16 protein-coding genes and 2 tRNA genes are annotated in these 21,296 nt (G+C 69.4%); 13 read left to right on the top strand and 5 right to left on the bottom strand.

Annotated features, from left to right (window positions below):
- Position 1: 1 nt before the first annotated feature.
- From bamB to ACZ5PP_RS08580, 9 genes are all read left to right on the top strand, one after another.
- Complete coding sequence (gene bamB / locus ACZ5PP_RS08620; protein WP_004322283.1) at positions 2 to 1,144, top strand: outer membrane protein assembly factor BamB; 1,143 nt, start codon at positions 2 to 4, stop codon at positions 1,142 to 1,144.
- Positions 1,145 to 1,157: 13 nt separating this feature from the next.
- Positions 1,158 to 2,486 carry a ribosome biogenesis GTPase Der gene (gene der, locus ACZ5PP_RS08615; RefSeq protein WP_004322285.1) on the top strand — a complete coding sequence of 443 codons (1,329 nt, stop codon included), beginning with the start codon at positions 1,158 to 1,160 and terminating at the stop codon, positions 2,484 to 2,486.
- A 114-nt stretch (positions 2,487 to 2,600) separates the two neighbouring features.
- Positions 2,601 to 2,837 carry an RNA chaperone Hfq gene (gene hfq / locus ACZ5PP_RS08610; RefSeq protein WP_004322287.1) on the top strand — a complete coding sequence of 79 codons (237 nt, stop codon included), beginning with the start codon at positions 2,601 to 2,603 and terminating at the stop codon, positions 2,835 to 2,837.
- 54 nt (positions 2,838 to 2,891) lie between these two features.
- Positions 2,892 to 4,049, top strand: coding sequence for a ribosome rescue GTPase HflX (hflX, locus tag ACZ5PP_RS08605; RefSeq protein ID WP_004322289.1), 1,158 nt, complete (start codon positions 2,892 to 2,894; stop codon positions 4,047 to 4,049).
- Positions 4,050 to 4,063: 14 nt separating this feature from the next.
- A complete protein-coding gene (hflK, locus tag ACZ5PP_RS08600; protein WP_004322291.1) occupies positions 4,064 to 5,365 on the top strand; it encodes an FtsH protease activity modulator HflK in 1,302 nt (433 codons plus the stop codon).
- Positions 5,365 to 6,246 carry a protease modulator HflC gene (gene hflC / locus ACZ5PP_RS08595; RefSeq protein ID WP_464826956.1) on the top strand — a complete coding sequence of 294 codons (882 nt, stop codon included), beginning with the start codon at positions 5,365 to 5,367 and terminating at the stop codon, positions 6,244 to 6,246. Before hflK ends, hflC begins: the two co-directional genes overlap by 1 nt.
- Before the next feature lie 7 nt (positions 6,247 to 6,253).
- Positions 6,254 to 6,439: a DUF2065 domain-containing protein gene (locus ACZ5PP_RS08590; protein WP_012585932.1), complete on the top strand. Its 186-nt coding sequence runs from the start codon at positions 6,254 to 6,256 to the stop codon at positions 6,437 to 6,439.
- 7 nt (positions 6,440 to 6,446) lie between these two features.
- Positions 6,447 to 7,604, top strand: coding sequence for an ATP phosphoribosyltransferase regulatory subunit (locus ACZ5PP_RS08585; RefSeq protein ID WP_012585931.1), 1,158 nt, complete (start codon positions 6,447 to 6,449; stop codon positions 7,602 to 7,604).
- Between the two features lie 4 nt (positions 7,605 to 7,608).
- On the top strand, positions 7,609 to 8,919 hold the full coding sequence (locus tag ACZ5PP_RS08580; RefSeq protein ID WP_004322299.1) for an adenylosuccinate synthase: 1,311 nt from the start codon (positions 7,609 to 7,611) through the stop codon (positions 8,917 to 8,919).
- A gap of 299 nt (positions 8,920 to 9,218) precedes the next feature.
- Here ACZ5PP_RS08580 and ACZ5PP_RS08575 read toward each other — a convergent pair.
- Positions 9,219 to 9,303, bottom strand: a tRNA-Leu gene (locus ACZ5PP_RS08575).
- 374 nt (positions 9,304 to 9,677) lie between these two features.
- Positions 9,678 to 9,762: transfer RNA gene (locus ACZ5PP_RS08570), tRNA-Leu, on the bottom strand.
- 39 nt (positions 9,763 to 9,801) lie between these two features.
- Between ACZ5PP_RS08570 and rnr the strand changes: the two genes are divergently transcribed.
- Together rnr and rlmB are read left to right on the top strand one after the other, a co-directional pair.
- The gene (gene rnr / locus ACZ5PP_RS08565; protein WP_464826955.1) at positions 9,802 to 12,969 is read left to right on the top strand and encodes a ribonuclease R; all 3,168 of its coding nucleotides are present in this window, start codon (positions 9,802 to 9,804) and stop codon (positions 12,967 to 12,969) included.
- Positions 12,962 to 13,717, top strand: a complete 756-nt coding sequence (gene rlmB, locus ACZ5PP_RS08560; protein WP_004325955.1) for a 23S rRNA (guanosine(2251)-2'-O)-methyltransferase RlmB — start codon at positions 12,962 to 12,964, stop codon at positions 13,715 to 13,717. Before rnr ends, rlmB begins: the two co-directional genes overlap by 8 nt.
- 33 nt (positions 13,718 to 13,750) lie before the next feature.
- On the opposite strand, the gene ACZ5PP_RS08555 is transcribed toward rlmB, so the two are convergent.
- Together ACZ5PP_RS08555 and ACZ5PP_RS08550 are read right to left on the bottom strand one after the other, a co-directional pair.
- A complete protein-coding gene (locus tag ACZ5PP_RS08555) occupies positions 13,751 to 14,479 on the bottom strand; it encodes a response regulator transcription factor (RefSeq protein ID WP_043743884.1) in 729 nt (242 codons plus the stop codon).
- Entirely contained in the window at positions 14,476 to 16,620 is a 2,145-nt protein-coding gene (locus tag ACZ5PP_RS08550) for a PAS-domain containing protein (RefSeq protein WP_012585929.1), read from the bottom strand. The genes ACZ5PP_RS08555 and ACZ5PP_RS08550 overlap by 4 nt, the downstream gene beginning before the upstream one ends.
- A 228-nt stretch (positions 16,621 to 16,848) precedes the next feature.
- Between ACZ5PP_RS08550 and ACZ5PP_RS08545 the strand changes: the two genes are divergently transcribed.
- Positions 16,849 to 17,178, top strand: coding sequence for an antibiotic biosynthesis monooxygenase family protein (locus ACZ5PP_RS08545; RefSeq protein WP_004298368.1), 330 nt, complete (start codon positions 16,849 to 16,851; stop codon positions 17,176 to 17,178).
- Positions 17,179 to 20,157: an NB-ARC domain-containing protein gene (locus tag ACZ5PP_RS08540; protein WP_464826954.1), complete on the top strand. Its 2,979-nt coding sequence runs from the start codon at positions 17,179 to 17,181 to the stop codon at positions 20,155 to 20,157.
- Here the strand turns inward: ACZ5PP_RS08540 and ACZ5PP_RS08535 are convergent.
- Positions 20,128 to 21,207, bottom strand: a complete 1,080-nt coding sequence (locus ACZ5PP_RS08535) for an AraC family transcriptional regulator (RefSeq protein WP_464826953.1) — start codon at positions 21,205 to 21,207, stop codon at positions 20,128 to 20,130. The two genes, ACZ5PP_RS08540 and ACZ5PP_RS08535, sit on opposite strands and share 30 nt — an antisense overlap.
- Positions 21,208 to 21,296 lie beyond the last annotated feature (89 nt).

Here is a 21,296-nt window from a genome sequence, read left to right as displayed (position 1 = left end):
GATGAAAACCCCCTCGCTGCGTCTCGTCCCGCTGCTCGTCGCCGCGCTGCTCGCCGCGGGCTGCTCCTCGCTCAACCCCTTCGCCAGCTCCGCACCCAAGCCCGCGCCGCTGGTCGACTTCAAGCCCGGCGCGCAGCTCGTGGCCAAATGGCAGGCGAACATCGGCGAGGCCGAACACTACCGCTTCCAGCCCGCGGTGTGGAGCGACAGCGTGTACGCCGCCGGCAACGAGGGCGAGGTCGCGCGCTTCGAGGACGGCCGCACGGTGTGGCGGATCGATACCGGCAGCGAACTCTCCTCCGGGGTCGGCACCGATGGCCGCCTCGCGGTGGTGGTCGCCACCGACGGCACGGTGATCGCCCTCGACACCGACAACGGCAGCGAGCGCTGGCGCGCGCCGATCGGCGCCGAGGTGCTGGCGCCGCCCGCGGTCAGCCTCGAGCTGGTGATCGTGCGCGCCTCCGACAACCGCCTGATCGCGCTCAGCGCGCGCGACGGCAGCCGGCGCTGGGTGTACCAGCGCAACAACCCGCCGCTCGCGCTGCGCAGCTTCGCCGGCGTGGTCCTCGAAGGCCCGGTCGTGCTCGCCGGCTTCCCTGGCGGCAAGCTCGCCGTGATCAACGCTGCCAATGGCGGCGCGATCACCGAGCTCAACGTCGCCGTGCCGCGCGGAGCGACCGAACTCGAACGCGTCGCCGACGTGGCCGGCATGCCGGTGGTCGGGCGTCGCGAGGTCTGCGCGGTCGCCTATCAGGGCCGCGCCGCCTGCTTCGACACCTCGAACGGCAACGCGATCTGGTCGCGCGAGTTCTCCAGCAGCGTCGGCATGGACCGCGACGCGCGCTTCGCGCTCATCACCGACGACCGCGATGCGGTCCATGCGCTCGACGCCGGCAGCGGCGCCAGCGTGTGGAAGCAGGACGCGCTCGCGCGCCGCCACGTCTCCCGTCCTCTGATCGTCGGCGACTACGTGATCGTCGGCGACCTCGAGGGCTATGTGCATGCGCTCTCGCGCGAGACCGGCGCCTTCGCCGCGCGCGAGCGCGCCGGCAGTGATCCGATCGTGGCCGATCCGGTCCCGCTGCGCCGCGGTTTCGTGGTGCAGGGCGCCGGCGGCGACATCACCGCGTACGAAGTACGCTGAGGTACGGTAGCCAGTGAAACCCACCATCGTTCTGGTCGGCCGGCCCAATGTCGGCAAGTCGACCCTGTTCAACCGCCTGACGCGCACCCGCGACGCGCTCGTCGCCGACCAGCCCGGCCTCACCCGCGACCGCCACTACGGCATCGGCCGCGTCGGCGACCGCGACTATCTGGTCGTCGATACCGCCGGCTTCGACCCCGTGGCCAAGGACGGCATCATGCACGAGATGGCGCGCCAGGCCGAGCAGGCCATCGCCGAGGCCGACGTGCTGCTGTTCCTGGTCGACGGCCGCGCCGGGCGCACCCCGCACGACGAGAACATCGCCGCGCGCCTGCGCCGTGCCGGGCGGCCGGTGCATGTGGTCGTCAACAAGGCCGAGGGTATCGACCGCGCGATGGTCGCCGCCGACTTCCATGCGCTCGGCCTCGGCGATCCGCTGCCGGTCTCGGCGGCGCACGGCGACGGCGTCAAGCAGTTGGTCGAGCTCGTGCTCGCGCCCTTCCCGGCCGACGACGAGAAGGAGCACTCCGACGACGAGGGCCCCAAGGTCGCCATCGTCGGTCGTCCCAACGTCGGCAAATCCACCTTGGTGAACACCCTGCTCGGCGAAGAGCGCGTCATCGCCTTCGACATGCCGGGTACCACCCGCGACGCCATCGCGATCCCCTTCGAGCGCGGTGGCAAGCGCTACACCCTGATCGACACCGCCGGCCTGCGCCGCCGCGGCAAGGTCTTCGAGGCGGTGGAGAAGTTCTCCGTCATCAAGACCCTGCAGGCCGTGCAGGAGTGCAACGTCGTCGTGCTGGTGCTCGATGCCGCGCAGGACATCTCCGACCAGGACGCCCACATCGCCGGCTTCGCGCTCGAGGCCGGGCGCGCGCTGGTGGTGGCGATCAACAAGTGGGATGCGGTCGACGACTACCGCCGCGATCGTCTCAGGGCCGACATCGCGCGCAAGCTGGCCTTCCTCTCGTTCGCGCGCTTCCACCAGATCTCCGCGCTCAAGGCCGAGGGCATCGCAGGGCTGCTGAAGTCGGTGGATGCCGCCTATGCCGCGGCCACCGCCAACCTCGCCACGCCGCGGCTGACGCGTGCGCTGCAGCAGGCGGTCGCGCGCCAGGCGCCACCGCGCCACGGGCTGGCGCGCCCGAAGATGCGCTACGCCCACCAGGGCGGCATGAACCCTCCGGTGATCGTCATCCACGGCAACGCGCTGGACGACATCCCGCAGTCGTATGTGCGCTACCTGGAGCGCTGTTTCATGGATGCCTTCGACCTCAAGGGCACGCCCTTGCGCATCCAGTTCCGCACCACGCACAATCCTTACGCGACGCGGACCTGAGCATTTTTCGCGAAAGAACCCGTTTCCACGCCTGGATTTCGTTGCATACTGCCATGCGGCAGTGCACAACGTGTCTGCAATATTCTTATAAACACAATATAAAGAGGTTCCACAATGAGCAACAAAGGGCAACTCCTCCAGGACCCCTTCCTGAACACCCTTCGTCGCGAACACATTCCCGTGTCGATCTACCTGGTCAACGGCATCAAGCTGCAGGGCCAGATCGAGTCCTTCGACCAATACGTCGTGCTGCTCAAGAACACCGTCACCCAGATGGTCTACAAGCACGCGATCTCCACCGTCGTGCCCGCCCGCCCGGTCGTCATCCAGCAGGAAGAGGGTGCCAACTGAGGCCGCGGTCCACCCGGCGCGGCCGGCGTCTGCCGGCTGCGGGAGGCGCGCGTCGTGTTTGAACGTCCCGCCTCCGGTGAGCGTGCGGTCCTCGTGCAGCTCGACCTCGGGCAGGGCGCGATCGACGAGCGCCTGTCCGAGCTGAAGCTGCTCGTCCTCAGCGCCGGCGCGAGCGTCGAAGCGGTCGTGCAAGGCCGCCGCGCCGCGCCCGACTCCAAGCTCTTCGCCGGCAGCGGCAAGGTGCAGGAGATCGGCGAGGCGCTGCGCGCCTACGGCGCCGACATCGTCATCTTCAACCATGCCTTGTCGCCCGGGCAGCAGCGCAACCTCGAGCGCGAACTGCAGTGCATGGTCATCGACCGCACCGCGCTGATCCTCGACATCTTCGCGCAGCGCGCGCGCAGCCACGAAGGCAAGCTGCAGGTCGAACTCGCCCAGCTCGAGCACCTGGCGACCCGCCTCGTGCGCGGCTGGACCCACCTCGAGCGCCAGAAGGGCGGCATCGGCCTGCGCGGCCCGGGCGAGAAGCAGCTCGAGACGGACCGCCGCCTGCTCGGCAACCGGGTCAAGATGCTCAAATCCCGGCTCGCCCAGATCGAGAAGCAGCGCAAGGTTCGTCGGCGCGCTCGGGAACGCCGCGACGTTCTGTCTGTCTCTCTCGTCGGTTACACCAATGCGGGCAAGTCGACGCTGTTCAACGCGCTGACCAAGGCGGGCGCCTACGCGGCGGACCAGCTCTTCGCCACCCTCGACACCACCTCGCGCAGGTTGTACGTCGGCGGCGAGGGGGCAGGTGCGAGCGTTGTGCTGTCGGACACCGTCGGCTTCATCCGCGACCTTCCGCACGCCCTCGTGGCGGCCTTCCAGGCCACTCTCGAGGAAACGGCGCAGGCCGACCTGCTGTTGCACGTCGTCGACTCGGCGAGCGAGGACCGCGATGCGCAGATCGGGGCGGTGAACCAGGTTCTCGCCGAGATCGGCGCGGCCGACGTGCCGCAGATCCTGGTGTGGAACAAGATCGACCTCACCCGCGCCGCTGCGGCGGTCGAGAGGGGGGACTGTGGTACCATCAGGCGCATTTTTTTGAGCGCCCGAACCGGGGAAGGCCTCGATCTGCTTCGCGACGCGCTTGCCGAAGTAGCTCGGCAGACCTTTGGTGACAACGCCGACCGGCCCGCCGGTCGGGATGACGAGCGACGACAAGAAACGTGATAACAGGCATTCTCATGTCACTGAACGACCCACGCTGGGGTGGCCAAGGCGGCGGCGACCGCGAAGACGGCAATCGCGGCGACGACAACCGCAACGACGACCAGCGCGGCGATCGCAATCGCGGTGGCAACCAGGGGCCGCCCGACCTCGAGGAGGTCTGGCGCGACTTCAACCAGCGCCTTTCCGGCATGTTCGGCGGCAAACGCCCCGGGCGTGGCGGCGGCTTCGGCGGCGGCAATGGTGGCGGCAACCGCCCCGAGCTCCCCGGCTTCTCCTTCAAGCAGTTCCGTGGCGGCTTCGGCGTCCTTGCGGCGCTGGTGCTGGTGGTCTGGCTGGCGAGCGGCCTGTACACGGTGGACGCCAACCAGCGCGCCGTGGTGCTGCGCCTCGGCGAGTACGTCGCCACCACCGAGCCCGGCCTGCGCTGGCGCCTGCCCGCACCCTTCGAGACCCACGAGATCGTCGACCTCACGGGCGTGCGCACGGTCGAGGTGGGCTATCGCGGTTCCGAGCGCAACAAGGTGCTGCGCGAATCGCTGATGCTCACCGACGACGAGAACATCATCAATATCCAGTTCGCCGTTCAGTACGTCCTCAACAGCCCGGAGAACTACATCTTCAACAACCGTTTCCCCGACGAGGCCGTGGCGCAGGCCGCGGAGACCGCGATGCGCGAAATCGTCGGCAAGAGCCGCATGGACTTCGTGCTTTACGAGGGCCGCGAGGAGATCGCGACCACCGCGCACGAGCTCATGCAGCGCATCCTCGACCGCTACGAGACCGGCATCCAGGTCAGCCGCGTCACCATGCAGAACGCCCAGCCGCCCGAGCAGGTCCAGGCTGCGTTCGACGACGCGGTCAAGGCCGGGCAGGACCGCGAGCGCCAGAAGAACGAGGGCGAGGCCTACGCCAACGACGTCGTGCCGCGGGCACGCGGTACCGCTTCGCGCCTGGTCGAGGAAGCCAACGCCTACCGCGAGCGCGTGGTCGCCAATGCCGAGGGCGAGGCGAGCCGCTTCAGCCAGGTGTTCGCAGAATACAACCGCGCACCGGAGGTCACCCGCGAGCGCCTGTATCTCGACACCATGCAGCAGGTCATGTCCAGCACCTCCAAGGTGATGGTCGACGCGAAGGGCAACGGCAACCTGCTGATGCTGCCGCTCGACAAGCTGATGCAGCAGACGGGCGCCAAGCCCGCCGCGGCGGCGCCTCCCGACTCGCAGTCGGCCGCGGGCCTCGCGGCCAACGCTCCGGTGCCGTCCTTCGATCCGCGCAACCGGGATGGAATGTTCAGTCGTGAGCGGGGAGTACGTTGATGCGTGACAAGATGTCCCTGATCGGCGGCACGCTGCTGCTGCTCGTCGTGATCGCCTCGATGTCGCTGTTCACCGTCGACCAGCGCCAGTATGCGATCGTCTTCCAGCTCGGCGAGGTCAAGGAGGTCATCTCCGAGCCCGGCCTCAACGCCAAGCTGCCTTTCATCCAGAACGTGCGCTACTTCGACAAGCGCATCCTGACGATGGACACGCCCGAACCCGAGCGTTTCATCACCTCCGAGAAGAAGAACGTGCTGGTCGACCACTTCGTCAAGTGGCGCATCGTCGACCCGCGCCTGTACTACGAGTCGGTGGCCGGCGACGAGGCGCGTGCGCGCACCCGCCTGACGCAGACGGTCAACGCCGGTCTGCGCGAGGAGTTCGGCCGCCGTACCGTGCACGACGTCGTCTCCGGCGAACGCGACCGCATCATGGAGCAGATGCGCGAGCGCGCGGACCGCGACGCCCGCACCATCGGCGTGCAGATCGTCGATGTGCGCCTGAAGCGGGTCGACCTGCCCAACGAGGTCTCGGAGTCGGTCTATCGTCGCATGGAGGCCGAGCGCAAGCGCGTCGCCAACGAGTTGCGCTCGCTGGGTGCCGCGGAGGCCGAACGCATCCGCGCCGACGCCGACCGTCAGCGCGAGGTGATCATCGCCGAGGCTTACCGCAGTGCGCAGGAGGTCAAGGGTGCGGGCGACGCGAAGGCGACCGCCATCTACGCCGAAGCCTTCGGCAAGGACCGCGAGTTCTACTCCTTCTACCGCAGCCTCGAGGCCTACCGCGCGAGTTTCTCGGGCAAGGACGACGTAATGGTGGTCGATCCGAGCTCGGATTTCTTCCGTTTCATGAAGGATGCCGGAGGCGCGCCGCGCAACTGACGTCTTCATGGCAAGCTCGCTCCTCACGGCCTTCGCGCTGATGCTGATCGTCGAAGGCCTGTTGCCCTTCATCGCGCCCGCCGCATGGCGCGAGACCTTCCTTCGCCTCGCCAGCATGGCCGACGGCCAGATCCGCTTCATCGGTCTGAGTTCCATGCTGGCGGGGCTCGCAATGCTTTTCATCGTTCTCTGACACCGCCATGCGCTGGGTACTGCCCGACCACATCCAGGACGCCCTGCCGTCCGACGCCCACCGGCTGGAGAGCCTGCGCCGCCGCCTGCTCGACGCCTTCCGGCTGCGCGGCTATCAGCTCGTGATGCCGCCGCTGCTCGAATACCTCGACTCGCTCACCACCGGCGCCGGCAAGGACCTCGAGTTGCGCACCTTCAAGCTGGTCGACCAGCTCTCCGGCCGCAGCATGGGCGTGCGTGCCGACATGACTCCGCAGGTCACCCGCATCGACGCCCACCTTCTCAACCGCCGCGGCGTGTCGCGCTTGTGTTATTGCGGCAGCGTGCTGCACACCCTGCCGTCCACGCTCACCGGCACGCGCGAGCCGCTGCAGCTCGGCGCTGAGCTCTACGGCCATGCCGGCATCGAGGCCGACGTCGAGATCCTGCGCCTGCTCGCCGAGGTGCTGCGCCTCGCCGAAGTGCCTGCCTCGCGCATCGACATCGGCCATGTCGGACTCTTCCATGCGCTCGCCGCGCGCGCAGGGCTGGTGCCGGGCCGCGAGGAAGAGCTCTTCGACCTGCTGCAGGCGAAGGACGTGCCCGAGCTGCGCCGCATGCTCGCCGACGTCTCCGAGCCGGCGCGCAGCGCGCTGCTGGCACTGCCCGAACTCTACGGCGGCCCCGAGGTGCTCGCAGAGGCCGCCGCACGACTGCCGCAGGATGCCGAGATCGCCGGCCCGCTTGCCGAACTGCGCCAACTCGCCGACGCGCTGGGCGACCTCCCGGTGAGCTTCGATCTCGCCGACCTGCGCGGCTACCACTATCACAGCGGCGTCGTGTTCGCCGCCTACGGCGCCGAATCGCCCGCCGCGCTCGCGCTCGGCGGCCGCTACGACCGCGTCGGCCAGGCGTTCGGGCGCGCACGGCCGGCCACCGGCTTCAGCCTCGACCTGCGCGAACTCGCCTGGCACCTGCCCATCCCGGCGGCGCCGGCGGGCGCGGTGCTGGCGCCGCCGGACGACGACGCGGGGCTGGCCTCCGAGGTCTCCGCGCTGCGCGCACGTGGCGAGATCGTGATGGTGGCGCTGCCGGGACACGAAGGAACTTGGAACGAAGCCGGCTGCGACCGGCAACTGGTGAAGCGGGGCGATCGCTGGGCGGTCGTGCCGTTACAGGGAGAGTAAGGAAATGGCAAAAAACGTCGTCGTCGTCGGCACCCAGTGGGGTGATGAAGGCAAGGGCAAGATCGTCGACTGGCTCACCGACCACGCCAAGGGCGTGGTGCGGTTCCAGGGTGGCCACAACGCCGGTCACACGCTGGTCGTCGGCAAGACCGAATACAAGCTGAACCTGGTGCCCTCGGGCATCGTCCGCGAAGGCGTGGCCTGCTTCATCGGCAACGGTGTGGTGCTCGATGCGCACCACCTGTTGTCCGAGATCCGCACGCTGGAAGCCGGCGGCATCAAGGTGCGCGACCGCCTGCGCGTGAGCCCGGGCTGTCCGCTGATCCTCGGTTACCACGCCGCGCTCGATCGTGCGCGCGAGGCCGCCAAGTCCGCCGGCGACAAGATCGGCACCACCGGCAAGGGTATCGGCCCCACCTACGAGGACAAGGTCGCCCGCCGTGCGCTGCGCGTGTACGACCTCTTCGACCGCGAGCGCTTCGCCGCCAAGCTGAAGGCCAACCTCGAGTACCACAACTTCGTGCTCACCCGACACCTCGGCGCCGAGCCGGTCGATTTCCAGACCGTGTTCGACCAGGCCATGGCCGACGCCGACGAGCTGCTGCCGATGGTCGCCGATGTCTCGGCCGAGCTCTACGCGATCAACAAGTCGGGCGGCTCGCTGCTGTTCGAAGGCGCGCAGGGCACCCTGCTCGACATCGACCACGGCACCTACCCCTTCGTCACCTCGAGCAACTGCGTGGCCGGGCAGGCCGCGGCGGGCTCGGGCGTCGGCCCCGGCCGCCTGCATTACGTGCTCGGCATCACGAAGGCCTATTGCACCCGCGTCGGCGGGGGGCCCTTCCCGACCGAACTCGACATCGAGACCAAGGGCGTGCCCGGCGAGCAGATGTCGACCAAGGGCCGCGAGTTCGGCACCGTCACCGGCCGCAAGCGCCGCTGCGGCTGGCTCGATCTCGCCGCGCTCAAGCGCTCGATCATCATCAACGGCGTGACCGGCCTGTGCATCACCAAGCTCGACGTGCTCGACGGTCTCGAAGAGCTCAAGCTGTGTACCGGCTACATGCTCGACGGCAGGCGCATCGACCTGCTGCCGATGGGTTCGGAGGAGGTCACGCGCTGCGAGCCGATCTACGAGACCCTGAAAGGCTGGAGCGGCACCACGTTTGGCGCGCAGAGCTGGGACGCCCTGCCGCAGGAGGCGCGCACCTACCTGCACCGCATCGAGGAGATCTGCGAGATCCCGATCGACGTCATTTCGACCGGTCCCGAGCGCGACGAAACCATCCTCCGCCGCCATCCCTTTGGCGCCTGAGCATCCGCCGCACCCTGTGCGGCCGCACTCCGCGGCCGCCGCGCCCGCCGGGGGGCAATGCACCCCCCGCGCAATTCCAGCACGACGCTCGATCGCGACTCGAGTCGTTCCTGCACGGGGCCAACCCGCGCCGTCCGTGAATGTTGCGCCATCCGCAGCGTTCGCGAATTCCGCGCCGTTTTTCATAGGGGCGACGCAAGTCGCGATCCTCGTGTCCGGCCCGCATGGCGCACCTTCCTTCGCGCGACGATGGCACAAACGCAAAAAAGCCGCTCCGAAGAGCGGCTTTCCTGTGAAACTGGTGCCCAGAAGAGGACTCGAACCTCCACGCCTCGCAGCGCTAGTACCTGAAACTAGTGCGTCTACCAATTCCGCCATCTGGGCAGGGAGGCGCATAATAGCAAAGGCCTTAACTTCCGCAAAGGTTTTTTTTGCATCATCGGGCGCATCCTTCCGTCGCCGAGCGAAGGGGCTGCCTTTGACTCGCGATGCCGGCACCTCGATCCCGCCCAGCATGTGTTCCCACTCGACGCCCGCTCGCGACTCGGATCGTTCCTGCGGACGGCCCGCAGCAGTGTCCGTGGATCCCGCGCCGTGCGGCGATTGTGCGCAGGTCATCGTGGGAGCCGCCGCAAGGACGCAAGTCGCGACCTGCGAATGCAGCCTGCACCGCGCGTCCTCCAGTGCGCCGCATTTGTCCGCGTCAACACGGCGCAAAAACAAAAAAGCCGCTCCGAAGAGCGGCTTTCCCGTGAAACTGGTGCCCAGAAGAGGACTCGAACCTCCACGCCTCGCGGCGCTAGTACCTGAAACTAGTGCGTCTACCAATTCCGCCATCTGGGCAAGAAGACGCGCATTATAAGCACGCAAAGAAGATTGTCAATGACTCGCAAAACGAAAAAAACCGATCAGCAGCGCTCCGGCGCCCCCTCCCGCAGAACGCAGGCCGCGCCGCAGCAGGGCGAGATTGCGCCGCGCGCCAACCCGCCCGGGCGCAAGGCCGGGCGCGGCACACTTGCCGCGCACGCCGCGCCCGAACCCGCCGCCCAAGGCAGCACTCGGCACACCGGCTCCCCGGCGCGCGGCCCTGGCCGCAGTCGGGCCGCGCGCAAGGCGGCAGCCGTGCAGGCCAGCGCCGTCCGTCTCGCCGACCCCTTCTACGAGCGTGAGACGCAGCAGTACGACAACCCGCTCCCCAGCCGCGAATACGTGCTGCAGATCCTCGCCGAGCGCGGCGTGCCGATGCCCCTCGCCGAGCTCGCCGGCGCGCTCGACATCGCCCCGCACGAGCTCGACTTCTTCGACCGTCGCCTGCGCGCGATGGAGCGCGACGGCCAGGTCGTGCGCAACCGCCGCGACGCCTACCTGCTGCCGGCCAAGGCCGACCTCATCAAGGGGCGCGTCGAGGGCCACCCCGACGGCTTCGGCTTCCTGCGCCGCGATGACGGCGAGCCCGACGTCTTTCTCGGTCCCAAGGAGATGCGCGAGGTGCTGCACGGCGACCGCGTCATGGTGCGCATCTCCGGCACGGACCGCCGCGGCCGTCCCGAGGGCAAGCTGGTCGAGGTGCTCGAGCGCGCCAACTCCCGCGTCGTCGGTCGTGTCATCAACGAGCACGGCGTGATGATCGTCGTGCCCGAGAACCGCCGCCTGGCGCAGGACATCCTGGTCGCCCCGGGCGGGCGCAAGAAGCCCGAGCCGGGCCAGATCGTCACCGTCGAGCTGGTCGAGCAGCCCACCAAGTTCGCCCAGCCGATCGGGCGCATCGTCGAGGTGCTGGGCAACTACGCCGACCCCGGCATGGAGATCGAGATCGCGCTGCGCAAGCACGACCTGCCCTTCGAGTTCTCCTCCGAGGCCAAGGCGCAGACGCGCAAGCTGCCCGACGTGGTGCGCAAGAAGGACTGGGCCGGCCGCGAGGACCTCACCAAGTTGCCGTTGGTCACCATCGACGGCGAGACCGCCAAGGACTTCGACGACGCGGTGTATTGCGAGCGCCAGGGCAAGGGTTACCGCCTCATCGTCGCCATCGCCGACGTCTCGCACTACGTCGATGCCGCCAGCGCGCTCGACAAGGATGCCTTCGATCGCGGCAACTCGGTGTACTTCCCGCGCCGCGTCATCCCGATGCTGCCCGAGAAGCTCTCCAACGGCCTGTGCTCGCTCAACCCGCAGGTCGAGCGCCTGGCCATGGTCGCCGACATGAACATCGCGGCCACCGGCGAGATCAGGAACTACCGCTTCTACCCCGCGGTGATCTGGTCGCACGCGCGCCTGACCTACACGAAGGTTGCGGCGTCCCTGTACGACAAGGACCCGGCCGTGCGCGCCGAACTTGCCGCGCTGCTCCCCCACCTCGAGCAGCTCGACCAGCTCTTCCGCGTGCTGCTCAAGGCGCGCGCGAAGCGCGGCGCGATTGACTTCGAGACCACCGAGACGCGCATGATCTTCGACGATAACGGCAAGATCGCGCAGATCGTCCCCGAGGTGCGCAACGATGCCCACCGCCTGATCGAGGAGTGCATGCTCGCCGCCAACGTGTGCGCCTCCGACTTCCTCGCCACGCGCGAGCACCCGGCGTTGTACCGCGTCCACGACTCGCCCTCCGAGGACAAGCTCGCCAAGCTGCGCGAGTTCCTCAAGGAGTTCGGCCTCGGCCTCGGCGGCGGCGACGAGCCGCGCGCCGCCGACTTCGCCAGGCTGCTCGAGCAGGTCAAGGACCGCCCCGACGCCCAATTGTTGCAGACCGTCATGCTGCGTTCGCTCAAGCAGGCGATGTACAGCCCGGACAACGTCGGCCACTTCGGCCTCGCCTACGAGTCCTATACCCACTTCACCTCACCGATCCGGCGCTATCCCGACCTGCTGATCCACCGCGGCATCAAGGCCGCGCTCGCCGGCGAGCAGTACCGCCCCGGCGACTGGGAGCAGATCGGCCTGCACTGCTCGATGACCGAGCGCCGCGCCGACGACGCCACCCGCGACGTGGTCGCCTTCCTCAAGTGCTACTTCATGCAGGACCGCGTCGGCGAGGAGTTCGTTGGCAGCGTGTCGGCGGTGGTGCCTTTCGGTCTCTTCGTGGCGCTCGACGACATCTTCATCGAGGGGCTGCTGCACATCTCCGACCTCGGCAGCGATTACTTCCACTACGACGAGACCCGCCATGCGCTCATGGGTGAGCGCACCGGCAAGCAGTTCCGCCTGTCCGACCGGGTCAAGGTGCAGCTCGTGCGGGTGGATATGGCCACCAACAAGATCGACTTCCGCCTCATCGAGGGGCCGCTCCCGGTCGAGGCCAAAGCCCCGCCGAAGGTCGCCGAAGTGGTGGCCGCGGAGGTCGTGCCCGTGGAAGGGAAGAAGGCGCGCAAGCCGCGCAGCAAGAAGGCTGAGGTGGAGGAGAGGGTCGAGGCCACACCTGCGCCGGTGGTCGAGGCTGTGCCTGCCGCAGCGGAGCCCGCCGCGCCCAAGGTGCGCGGCAAGCGGACGAAGAAGGCCGCACCCGAAGCGCTTGCGGAGGTGCCCGTCGCGCCGGCGGTCGAGTCCACGGCTGCCCCAGCGGAGCCCGCCGCGCCCAAGGCGCGCGGCAAGCGGGCGAAGAAGGCTGCGCCCGAAGTGGTCGCGGAGGTGCTCGTCGCACCGGTGGGCGAGTCTGTGACTGCTGCCGAGGCGTCGGCGACGCCCAAGGCGCGCGGCAAGCGCGCGAAGAAGGTGGTCGCCGGGCAGGTGGCCGAGGTCGTGGCTGCGCCGGCGATCGAGCCTGTGCCCGCCGCCGCGGAACCTGTCGCGCCCAAGGCGCGCGGCAAGCGTGCGAAGAAGGCTGCGATCGCAACGGTCGCCGAGGTCGTCGTCGCACCGGTGCTCGAGGTTACGCCGGATGCGGCTCCGCCCGCCGCGCCCAAGACACGCGGCAAGCGCGCGAAGAAGGCCGTCGCCGGCACCGCGACCGAAGTCCCCGCCGCGTCCGCCGCCGAGGCGCTAGAATCCGCGCCCCCGGTACCGGCCCGACGTGCCGGCCGCAAGACCACCACAAAGGGCTCCGACCGTGGCTAAAGCACCCGAAAACACACCCACCCGGCTGATCTACGGCTTCCACGCCGTCTCCGCCAAGCTGCGCCACGCGCCCGACTCGGTGCTCGAGATCTTCCTCACCGCCGATCGCAAGGACGCGCGCGTGCGCAAGTTCCTCGCCCAGGCCGAGAGTGCCGGCGTACGCATCACCCAGAGCGAGGGCGACAAGCTCGACGCCCTCGTCGGGACCCGCCGCCACCAGGGGGTGGTCGCCAAGGTCGACGCCACCCGGCGCGAGATCAAGCTCGCCGACGTGCTCGACAGCCTCGACGAGAACGCGCTCATCCTCGTCCTCGACGGCGTGCAGGATCCGCACAACCTCGGCGCCTGCCTGCGCGTGGCCGATGCTGCCGGCGCCCACGCCGTGGTCGCGCCCAAGGATCGCGCGGTGGGTCTCAACGCCACCGCCGTCAAGGTCGCCAGCGGCGCCGCCGACACCGTGCCCTACATTACCGTCACCAATCTCGCGCGCGCGCTGCGCGAGATGCAGGACGCCGGCGTGTGGGTCGTCGGCGCCGCCGGCGAGGCCGAGAAGACCCTCTACGGGGTCGACCAGAAGGTCCCCGTCGCCTGGGTGCTCGGCGCCGAGGGCGACGGCCTGCGCCGCCTCACCCGCGAGACCTGCGACGAGCTCGCGCGCATCCCGATGCACGGCAGCGTCGAGAGCCTCAACGTGTCCGTCGCCAGCGGCATCTGCCTGTTCGAGGCCAGGCGCCAGCGCGGCTCCTGAAGCTGTGGTGGTCCCGGCCTGCCCCTTGGCCTCTCACACCCACTCCACCTGCACCGCAAACAGATACCCCGCGCCATACACCGTCTTGATCAGGCGGGGGTTCTGCGGGTCGTCGTCGAGCTTGCGGCGCAGGCGCGAGATGCGGACGTCGATGCTGCGGTCGAAGGGATCGACGTCGCGTTCGCCGAGGAGCTGTTCGCGCGACAGGATCTTGTTGGGGCGACGCAGCAGGGTGGCGAGGAGGCCGGCCTCGGCTGCGGAAAGCGGGACCTCGCGGCCGTCGGGGGCGAGGAGGGCGTGGCGGTTGGCGTCGAAGGTCCAGCCGGCGAAGCGCGCCGTGCTGCGTTCGCCGGCGCTGTCGGCGCTGGCGGAGCGCTGGTAGCGGCGCAGGATGGAGCGTACGCGGGCGACCAGCTCGCGCGGCTCGAAGGGCTTGACGATGTAGTCGTCGGCGCCGAGCTCGAGACCGAGCACGCGGTCGGTCACGTCGTTGCGGCCGGTCAGGATCAGCACTGCGCACGGGCTGCCGTCCTGTAGCTCGCGCACCACCTGCATGCCGTCCATGTCGGGCAGGCCGAGGTCCACGATGCAGAGGTCGGGGGCGAGCTGGCGCGCGCGCTCGAGCAGCTGACGGCCGGCGCGCATCTGTTCGCAGCGGAAGCCGTATTCGGCCAGGCTCATGCAGATCAGGCGGGCGACCTCGGGGTCGTCCTCGAGCACGAAGATCCGGGCCTGGGAGGGGTCGATCGGGCTCTGGGTCATTGGGGGCGAGGCTCCGTGGTGGTGTTCATGATGCGGGATCGTGCTTCTCCGTCGGCGGCCGGCGCAGTCGGCGACGCGTCTTCGACCCCTGCCGCCGCCCCCGGTTCGGGCCCGAGCAGGGCCGCCAGCGCGCCCGCCAGCGCGGCCTGATCGAAGGGCTTGCGCAGCGTCGGCACGTCGGCGGGGAGCTCGTCGGTCGGCGTCGCCTCGCTGGCGTAGCCGGTCACCAGCAGGATCGGCAGCTGCGGGCGCAGCGTGCGCGCGCGGCGGGCGAGCTCGCGGCCGCCGATGCCGCCCGGCATCACCGTGTCGCTCACCAGCAGCGCGATGTCGTCGACGTTCTGCAGCAGCCCGAGCGCCTCGACGCCGTCGGCGGCCTCGATCACGACGTGGCCCAGGCTGGTGAGCTGCATGCGCACCACCTTGCGCACCTCGGGCTCGTCCTCCACCAGCAGCACCGGGCCGTCGAGCGCGCGCGCGCGGGCCGTCGCGGGCGCTGCGCGCTCGGGGGCAGTCACGGCCGCCGCCGCCGTGGGCAGCACGAAGCGCACGTGCGTGCCGCGCCCCGGCGTGCTGAGGATGCGGATGTTGCCGCCCGACTGGCGTACGAAGCCATACACCATCGACAGGCCCAGCCCGCTGCCGCTGCCGAAGTCCTTGGTGGTGAAGAAGGGCTCGAACACGCGCTGCAGCACGGCCGGCTCGATGCCCTTGCCGGTATCGCCGACGTCGATCTGCACGTAGTCGCCGGCCGCCACCTCGACCACCCCTGCGAGGGCCTCGTCGAGCTGGCGGCGACTCACGCCGATGGTCAGCTCGCCGCCCACGGGCATGGCGTCGCGTGCGTTGATCGCGAGGTTGAGGATCGCGTTTTCGAGCTGGTGCGGGTCGACCAGCGCGTGCACCGGCTCGCCGGGCAGGCGCAGATGGATGCGGATGGTCTCGCCCAGGGTGCGCGCGAGCAGGTGCGTCATGTTGTGCACGAGCGCGCCGACCTCGACCGCGGTGGGGGCGAGCGACTGCCGGCGCGAGAAGGTGAGCAGGCGGCGGATCAGCTCGGCGCCGCGCCGTGCCGCCTGCAGCGAGGGATCGACGAACTCCGCCCCCGGCCCGGCGCCGATGCGCTGCTGCAGTGCGGAGAGGTTGCCGATGATGATGGTGAGCAGGTTGTTGAAGTCGTGCGCCAGCCCGCCGGTGAGCTGGCCCACCGCCTCCATCTTCTGCGCCTGCACCAGCGCGGCCTGGTTGGCCTTCTGTTCCGTGATGTCGGTGGTCATGACGAAGAAGCCCACCACCGTGCGCCCGTCGGTGCCGATCTCGGGCACCACCACGCTGCGTGCATGCAGCGTGCGACCGTCGGTCCCGACGCGACTGTATTCGTAGCACACACGCTCGCCGGTGCGCGCGCGCTCGACCTGCGAGCGGATCTGGGCGTAGGCGTCCTCGCCGACCACCTCGCGAATGCTGCGGCCGACGATCTCGTCCTTCGGATAGCCGAACCATTCGGCGTAGCCGCGGTTGGCGAAGCGGTAGATCTCGCCGCCGTCCACATACGCGATCAGCGCGGGGATGGAGTCGATGATCAGTTGCAGGCGGTGTTCGCTGCGACGCAGCGCGCCGGCGATCTGGTCGATCTCGCTGTTGGCCTGCTCCAGCTCCGCCGTGCGCTCGCGCACGCGCGCTTCGAGCTGCGCGTTCTGCTGCTGGATCAGCGCCTCGTAGCGACGCTGCTCGGTGATGTCGGTCCATAGCGACACGAAACCGAGGTTGGGAATCGGCACCCCGCGTACCGCCAGCACCGTGCCGTTGGGCCGTGCGCGTTCGACGTAGTGCGGCAGGAAGGCCCGTGCCGCCGCCATGCGCTTCGCGACCAGGGTTTCGATGTCGCCTTCGCCGTATTCGCCGCGTTCGGCGTTGAAGCGCACGAAGGCCTCGAACGGGGTGCCGACGCGCACCAGCGCCTCAGGGAAATCGAGCAGGCGCACCAGGGCCTTGTTCCAGGTGACGAGCTTGGGCGTGGTGTCGAACACCGCGATGGCCTGGTCGAGCAGATCGAGTCCGGCCAGCAGCAGGTCGTGCCGCCGGAGCTGCTCCGGAGTGAAGGCGGCGGGTTCAGCCTGAGGGGAGGGCGATCTTGCCATGCTCGCGGCAGTCTCCGGTGTGGCGAGTTTCGAGGATCATGAGCGCGATGTTTGCACATCTCGCGTCGCGATGCCTGTGGCGTTCACCGCGGTGGGCGACAAGGCTCCGCGACCTTGTGTCGGGCGGCCTCTCCTCGGCGCGGGCGCGAAAGCTTGACTATCATGGGAATGCATCCGATTCGCCGGCGGGCGGGGCGCGGATGCGAACCGGAAGCGCGGGAGGACGTCATGGTCGTGATCGTATTCCGCACGCGCCTGCGCGCGGGCGTCGACGAGGCGGAACTCGAAGGTGTGGGCGCCCGCATGTTCCAGGTGGCCGCATCCATGCCGGGCTACGTCTCGTACAAGGATTTCGCGGCGGACGATGGCGAGTTCGTTTCCATCGTCGAGTTCGACTCGCTGGAGACCCTCGCCGCATGGCGCGACCACCCCGAGCACCGGGAGATCCAGGCGCGGGGCCGCAGTCGGTACTTCAGCGATTACCGGGTACAGGTGTGCACGACCGTGCGCGAGTACGCCTTCACGCTGGACGGCGGGCGGGTCGAAGGGGCTTTGTGAATGCCGGCGCCGCCCGAGAATCTGCGCGTCTTCGTCGCCTCGCCAGGTGATGTCGCGGCCGAGCGCAAGCTGGCGCTCGAGGTCATCAACGGCATGCAGCGGCGCTGGTTCGCGCGCGGAAAGGTGACGCTCGACACCGTCGAATGGGACGACGACCTTGCCCAGGTGCCGATGGCGGCGTCGGCGACGCCGGAGGATTCGGTCATCGACTACCTGGGCCGGCCGCGGGATTGCGAGCTCACGGTGGTCATCCTGTGGTCCCGCATCGGCACGCGCCTGCCGAACTCGTTCCGCCGTGACGACGGCAGTGCCTTCGAGTCGGGAACCGTCTGGGAACTCGAGGATGCAAGGGATCGCGGCCGCGATGTGTGGGTCTACCGATGCACCCGTCCGCTCGAGATCTCGGGTGATGACCTCAAGGCCCAACGCGTCGACGAAAAGCTCGCGCAGTACAGGGCGGTGGAAGCTTACTTCGTGCGGGCATTCCAGAATCCCGATGGTTCGCTCAAGGGCGGCGTGAACACCTTCGATACGCCGACCAGCTTCGGGAAGGCGCTCGGAGAGCACCTCGAGGCCTTCATCACGCGGCGCATCGATGCCCTGCGGGGCGCGAGTCCGCGTGCGCCCGCGGGCGGGGCGGGCGCAGGGGCGAAGCCCTGGCTGGTGCGCGAGCCCGTGCGCGATTACCACGTGGTGGGGCGCGCGGAGCTCGTCGACCGTGTGTGGCGCAAGCTGCGGGACGGCGTCGACACCAGCCTGCTGTTCCTGCCCGGCGTCGGCAAGACCACGGTCGCGCAGGAACTGCTGCGCGAGCGCGACAAGATCCTCGGGCATTTCGACGGCGTCTTGTGGGCCAATCTCGGCCGGCAACACGTCGACAGCGCGGAGCTGCGTGCATGGGGCGAAGCGCTCGGCATCCCGGCCGAGCGCATGAACAGTTTCGACGACAAGGAGCTTTGGCTGCGTGCGCTGCAGGACGCCATCGGCGACCGCTGCATGCTCGTGGTGCTCGACGACGTGTGGCGCACCGAGGATGCAAGGCGTTTCATGGAGCTGGGTCCGCGCTGTGTCTTCCTGTCCACCACGCGCTCGAAGACGGTGGCGAAGGAGCTCGGCGCCGGCGAGCTGGTCCCGGAGCTGGACCCGCCGCAGGCCTTCGGCCTCCTGTGCGAGGTCGCCCCGGGCGCCGTCGAGGCGGATCCGATGGCCGCCAAGGCCCTGCTCGGAACCCTGCAGGGCCTGCCGCTGGCGATCGTGCTGGTGGGCAAGGTCTTGCGCCGGGCGGCGAGCGAAGCGCATGCCGATCCCGCACGCCTGCGCCGCGCCTACGACGAGGTGGCGCAGGCGGGCCGCCGGCTCGGGCTGCTGCGTCCTGAAGACCAGCGCACGCTGGGGGAGGTGATCGAACTGTCCTTCGGCGCGCTGCGCAGCGACGCGGCGCGCGACGCGGCGACCGCGCTGTCCATCTTCCGTCCCAAGCCGAACGCCTTCGGCCGCGACATCGCGCTCGCCGTGGGGGAGGCCGACGAACAGACACTGGAGGACATCGGCGACATCGGGCTGATCGAGCAGGTGGGCAAGGACGTGTTCACGATGCACCGCATCATCGCCGAGTACGCGCGCACCCGCTTGCCCCTGCAGCGCTCGCAGGCGCTGCATCGCAAGGCGCTCGCCTTCTATGCCGAGAAGCTGCGGGGCTCGATCGAGAGCGATCCGGATGCCTATCTGAGCTGGTATCGCCACGAATGGGCGGAGTGGCAGGAGACCAAGGACGCCTGCCTGTACCACACCGCCCACAGCGGCGACTCGGTGGCGGGCGTGCTGGCTTTCCTGCGCGTGTTCTTCGATGCGTTCTGGTGGTGGGGCTACTACCAGCGCTTCCCGTTCTGCGAGCGGCTGGTCGTAGAGTGGAGGCAGCGCGAACTAGACGCGCGGGCGCGTGCCTTGATCGATCAGGTGGCCGCGTTCCAGGATGCCTACCCGGCGGGCCCCGACAAGCGTGCCGGCGGCGACTGGGTGCGCGCCGAGAGCGCGCTGCTCGGGATACGCAAGGCGCTCGGCCTCGATGGCGATGGCCGCCACATCACCGGCGAGGACGCCCGACGGGTGCGTGCCTTCACCGATTTCTTCCTTGCCGAAGCACGGGCCTATGGGCGTGACGAGCGCGACGAGGCCTTGCGCTTCTACGAGGCGGCGCGCTCGCTGTTTCTCGACGACGGCGTGTCCTGGGTCGCGGCCTGGATCGAGTTCTATGTGGCCCAATACCTGCTCGAGCGCGGCGAGTTCGCCGATGCCCGCCCGCATGCCCTGCGTTCCCTGGCCGAGGGCGCCGGCGAGTTTGGCGAGCGGGCGCCGCTCGCGGGGCGCGACTCCGAACTCATCGCCAACGACTATCGCCTGCTCGGCGATCTCGCGCTGGCTGCCGACGAGGTCGACGCGGCTGCCCGTGCCCATGGTCGGGCCACGCTCTACGCCTACGTCTTCCAGGCGATCCCCGAGCCGGTGGACACCTACACGATGGACTTCTATGGCGAGATCGTCGGTCGTGTCGCCGCATCGATCGCGCGCTGCGGATCGGGTGACCCGCGCGGCCGCGCGCTGGCGCTTGCGCTCCACGCCTTCTGGCGGCCTTGGCGGACGCATTGCGGCATCGGCGACGAACGCGACGAACTGAATGCAGCGCTGGATGCCGGCGACCCGGGGCGCCTGGCCGCTGCGCTGTTCCCGCCCGCCCCGGCGGTGGACGCGTTCGACTTCATCGACCAGGCGGCATCCTACAGTCGCGCCGTGCTCGCGGTGGTGCCCTCGTTCGTGCACGAGCTGGGCCCGCTCGACGAGTTCATGGCGGAGGTGGTCAGGACCCTGGCGGGGGGAGCGGGAGCGGACGACGCAGCGCTTGCTGGGCATGCGCCCCTGTATCGCATCGACGCCCGCAAGGGGCGACTCCAGCTATGCCTCGGTCGGACCGAATTCGCGTGATCGCTGCCGTCCGGCGGTGACACGGGGGGTTGGGGCAGGGCGCCTGTCCGGACCGGCAGACGCCGCGGGAAGACTGTCGTTGCCCGCCAGCCGGTGCCGGAACTGCTCCGGCGACATGCCGCTCCAGGCGACGAAGGCGCGGTAGAAGGTGGACGGGTCGGCGTAGCCGAGCTCGGCCGCGATGCGGGCGATGGGCTGGCGGGTCTTGGCCAGGCGCGCATAGGCGATGTCGCGGCGGGTGGCCTCCTTGATGTTGCGGAATCCCGAGCCCTCATCCTCCAGCCGCCGGTGCAGGGTGCGCGGCGACACGTGCAGGCGCTCGGCGACCTCTTCGAGCGAAAGGTTCTGCGGCAGCGCGTCGCGCAGGATGTCGCGCACGCGGAAGACCATCTCGCGGTCGCGCCGGTAGAGGGTGGTGATCTTTCCCGGTGCGCCCTCGAGGAAGCCGACCAGCGCCGCCTCGTCGCGGCGCAGCGGCAGCGCCAGCAGGTTGGCCTGCAGGCGGGCGGCCAGCTGCGGCGCGTCGAAGCTCGAATGCTCGGTGTAGACGAGCGCGTAGTCGTCCGCATGGGCCGGGCGTGCGTACGGGAAGGCGACCGCGTCGAGCGCCAGGCCGCGGCCGACGAACCAGCTCGCCACGCCGTGCAGCAGGCGCAGCAGCCATTCGTAGGCGAACACGCGCGCCGGGGCGTCGAGCCCGGGGCCGAGGCTGCCGCCGTCGTCCAGCAGCAACTCGGCGCGCGCGCCGTCCATCCGCAGCTCGATGCGGAAGGCGGGCAACACGATGCGCAGGAAGCGGATCGCGCGCAGCAGGGCCTCGCCCAGCGTGGGCGCGCCGAGCAGCGCGCGGCAGAGGAACTCGAAGCTGCCCGGGCGCATCGGCTCCGGGAGCAGACCGAAGGCCTCGTCTTCAAGTGCCTCCACGCACAGGTTGTAGAGCAGGGCGTAGCGCTCGACTGGGATGCGCGTGTCGGTTTCTGCAAGGTCGATCCCGGCGCGTGCGAGCAGCGGCGTCGCATCGAGTCCGCGCCGCTGCAGCCCGGCCAGCATGCCGGTGACGAAGCCGGGCGCGACCGTGGCGCGGCTACGGCGGGGGATCGCTGAAGCGGAAAGGCTGGGAGTCGACAGGGCGGGCTCCT

Source organism: Thauera sp. DNT-1 (assembly GCF_055393985.1).
The sequence above is the reverse complement of the archived record's forward strand: the minus strand, read 5'-3'. Positions and strand labels throughout refer to the sequence as shown.

Excerpts from the sequence above, each read along its gene's own strand:
- bamB (WP_004322283.1), top strand. The coding sequence starts at position 2 with ATGAAAACCCCCTCGCTGCGTCTCGTCCCGCTGCTCGTCGCCGCGCTG.
- hfq (WP_004322287.1), top strand. The coding sequence starts at position 2,601 with ATGAGCAACAAAGGGCAACTCCTCCAGGACCCCTTCCTGAACACCCTT.
- hflK (WP_004322291.1), top strand. The coding sequence starts at position 4,064 with ATGTCACTGAACGACCCACGCTGGGGTGGCCAAGGCGGCGGCGACCGC.
- hflC (WP_464826956.1), top strand. The coding sequence starts at position 5,365 with ATGCGTGACAAGATGTCCCTGATCGGCGGCACGCTGCTGCTGCTCGTC.
- ACZ5PP_RS08590 (WP_012585932.1), top strand. The coding sequence starts at position 6,254 with ATGGCAAGCTCGCTCCTCACGGCCTTCGCGCTGATGCTGATCGTCGAA.
- ACZ5PP_RS08585 (WP_012585931.1), top strand. The coding sequence starts at position 6,447 with ATGCGCTGGGTACTGCCCGACCACATCCAGGACGCCCTGCCGTCCGAC.
- ACZ5PP_RS08580 (WP_004322299.1), top strand. The coding sequence starts at position 7,609 with ATGGCAAAAAACGTCGTCGTCGTCGGCACCCAGTGGGGTGATGAAGGC.
- rnr (WP_464826955.1), top strand. The coding sequence starts at position 9,802 with ATGACTCGCAAAACGAAAAAAACCGATCAGCAGCGCTCCGGCGCCCCC.
- ACZ5PP_RS08555 (WP_043743884.1), bottom strand. The coding sequence starts at position 14,479 with ATGACCCAGAGCCCGATCGACCCCTCCCAGGCCCGGATCTTCGTGCTC.
- ACZ5PP_RS08550 (WP_012585929.1), bottom strand. The coding sequence starts at position 16,620 with ATGGCAAGATCGCCCTCCCCTCAGGCTGAACCCGCCGCCTTCACTCCG.
- ACZ5PP_RS08545 (WP_004298368.1), top strand. The coding sequence starts at position 16,849 with ATGGTCGTGATCGTATTCCGCACGCGCCTGCGCGCGGGCGTCGACGAG.
- ACZ5PP_RS08540 (WP_464826954.1), top strand. The coding sequence starts at position 17,179 with ATGCCGGCGCCGCCCGAGAATCTGCGCGTCTTCGTCGCCTCGCCAGGT.
- ACZ5PP_RS08535 (WP_464826953.1), bottom strand. The coding sequence starts at position 21,207 with ATGCTGGCCGGGCTGCAGCGGCGCGGACTCGATGCGACGCCGCTGCTC.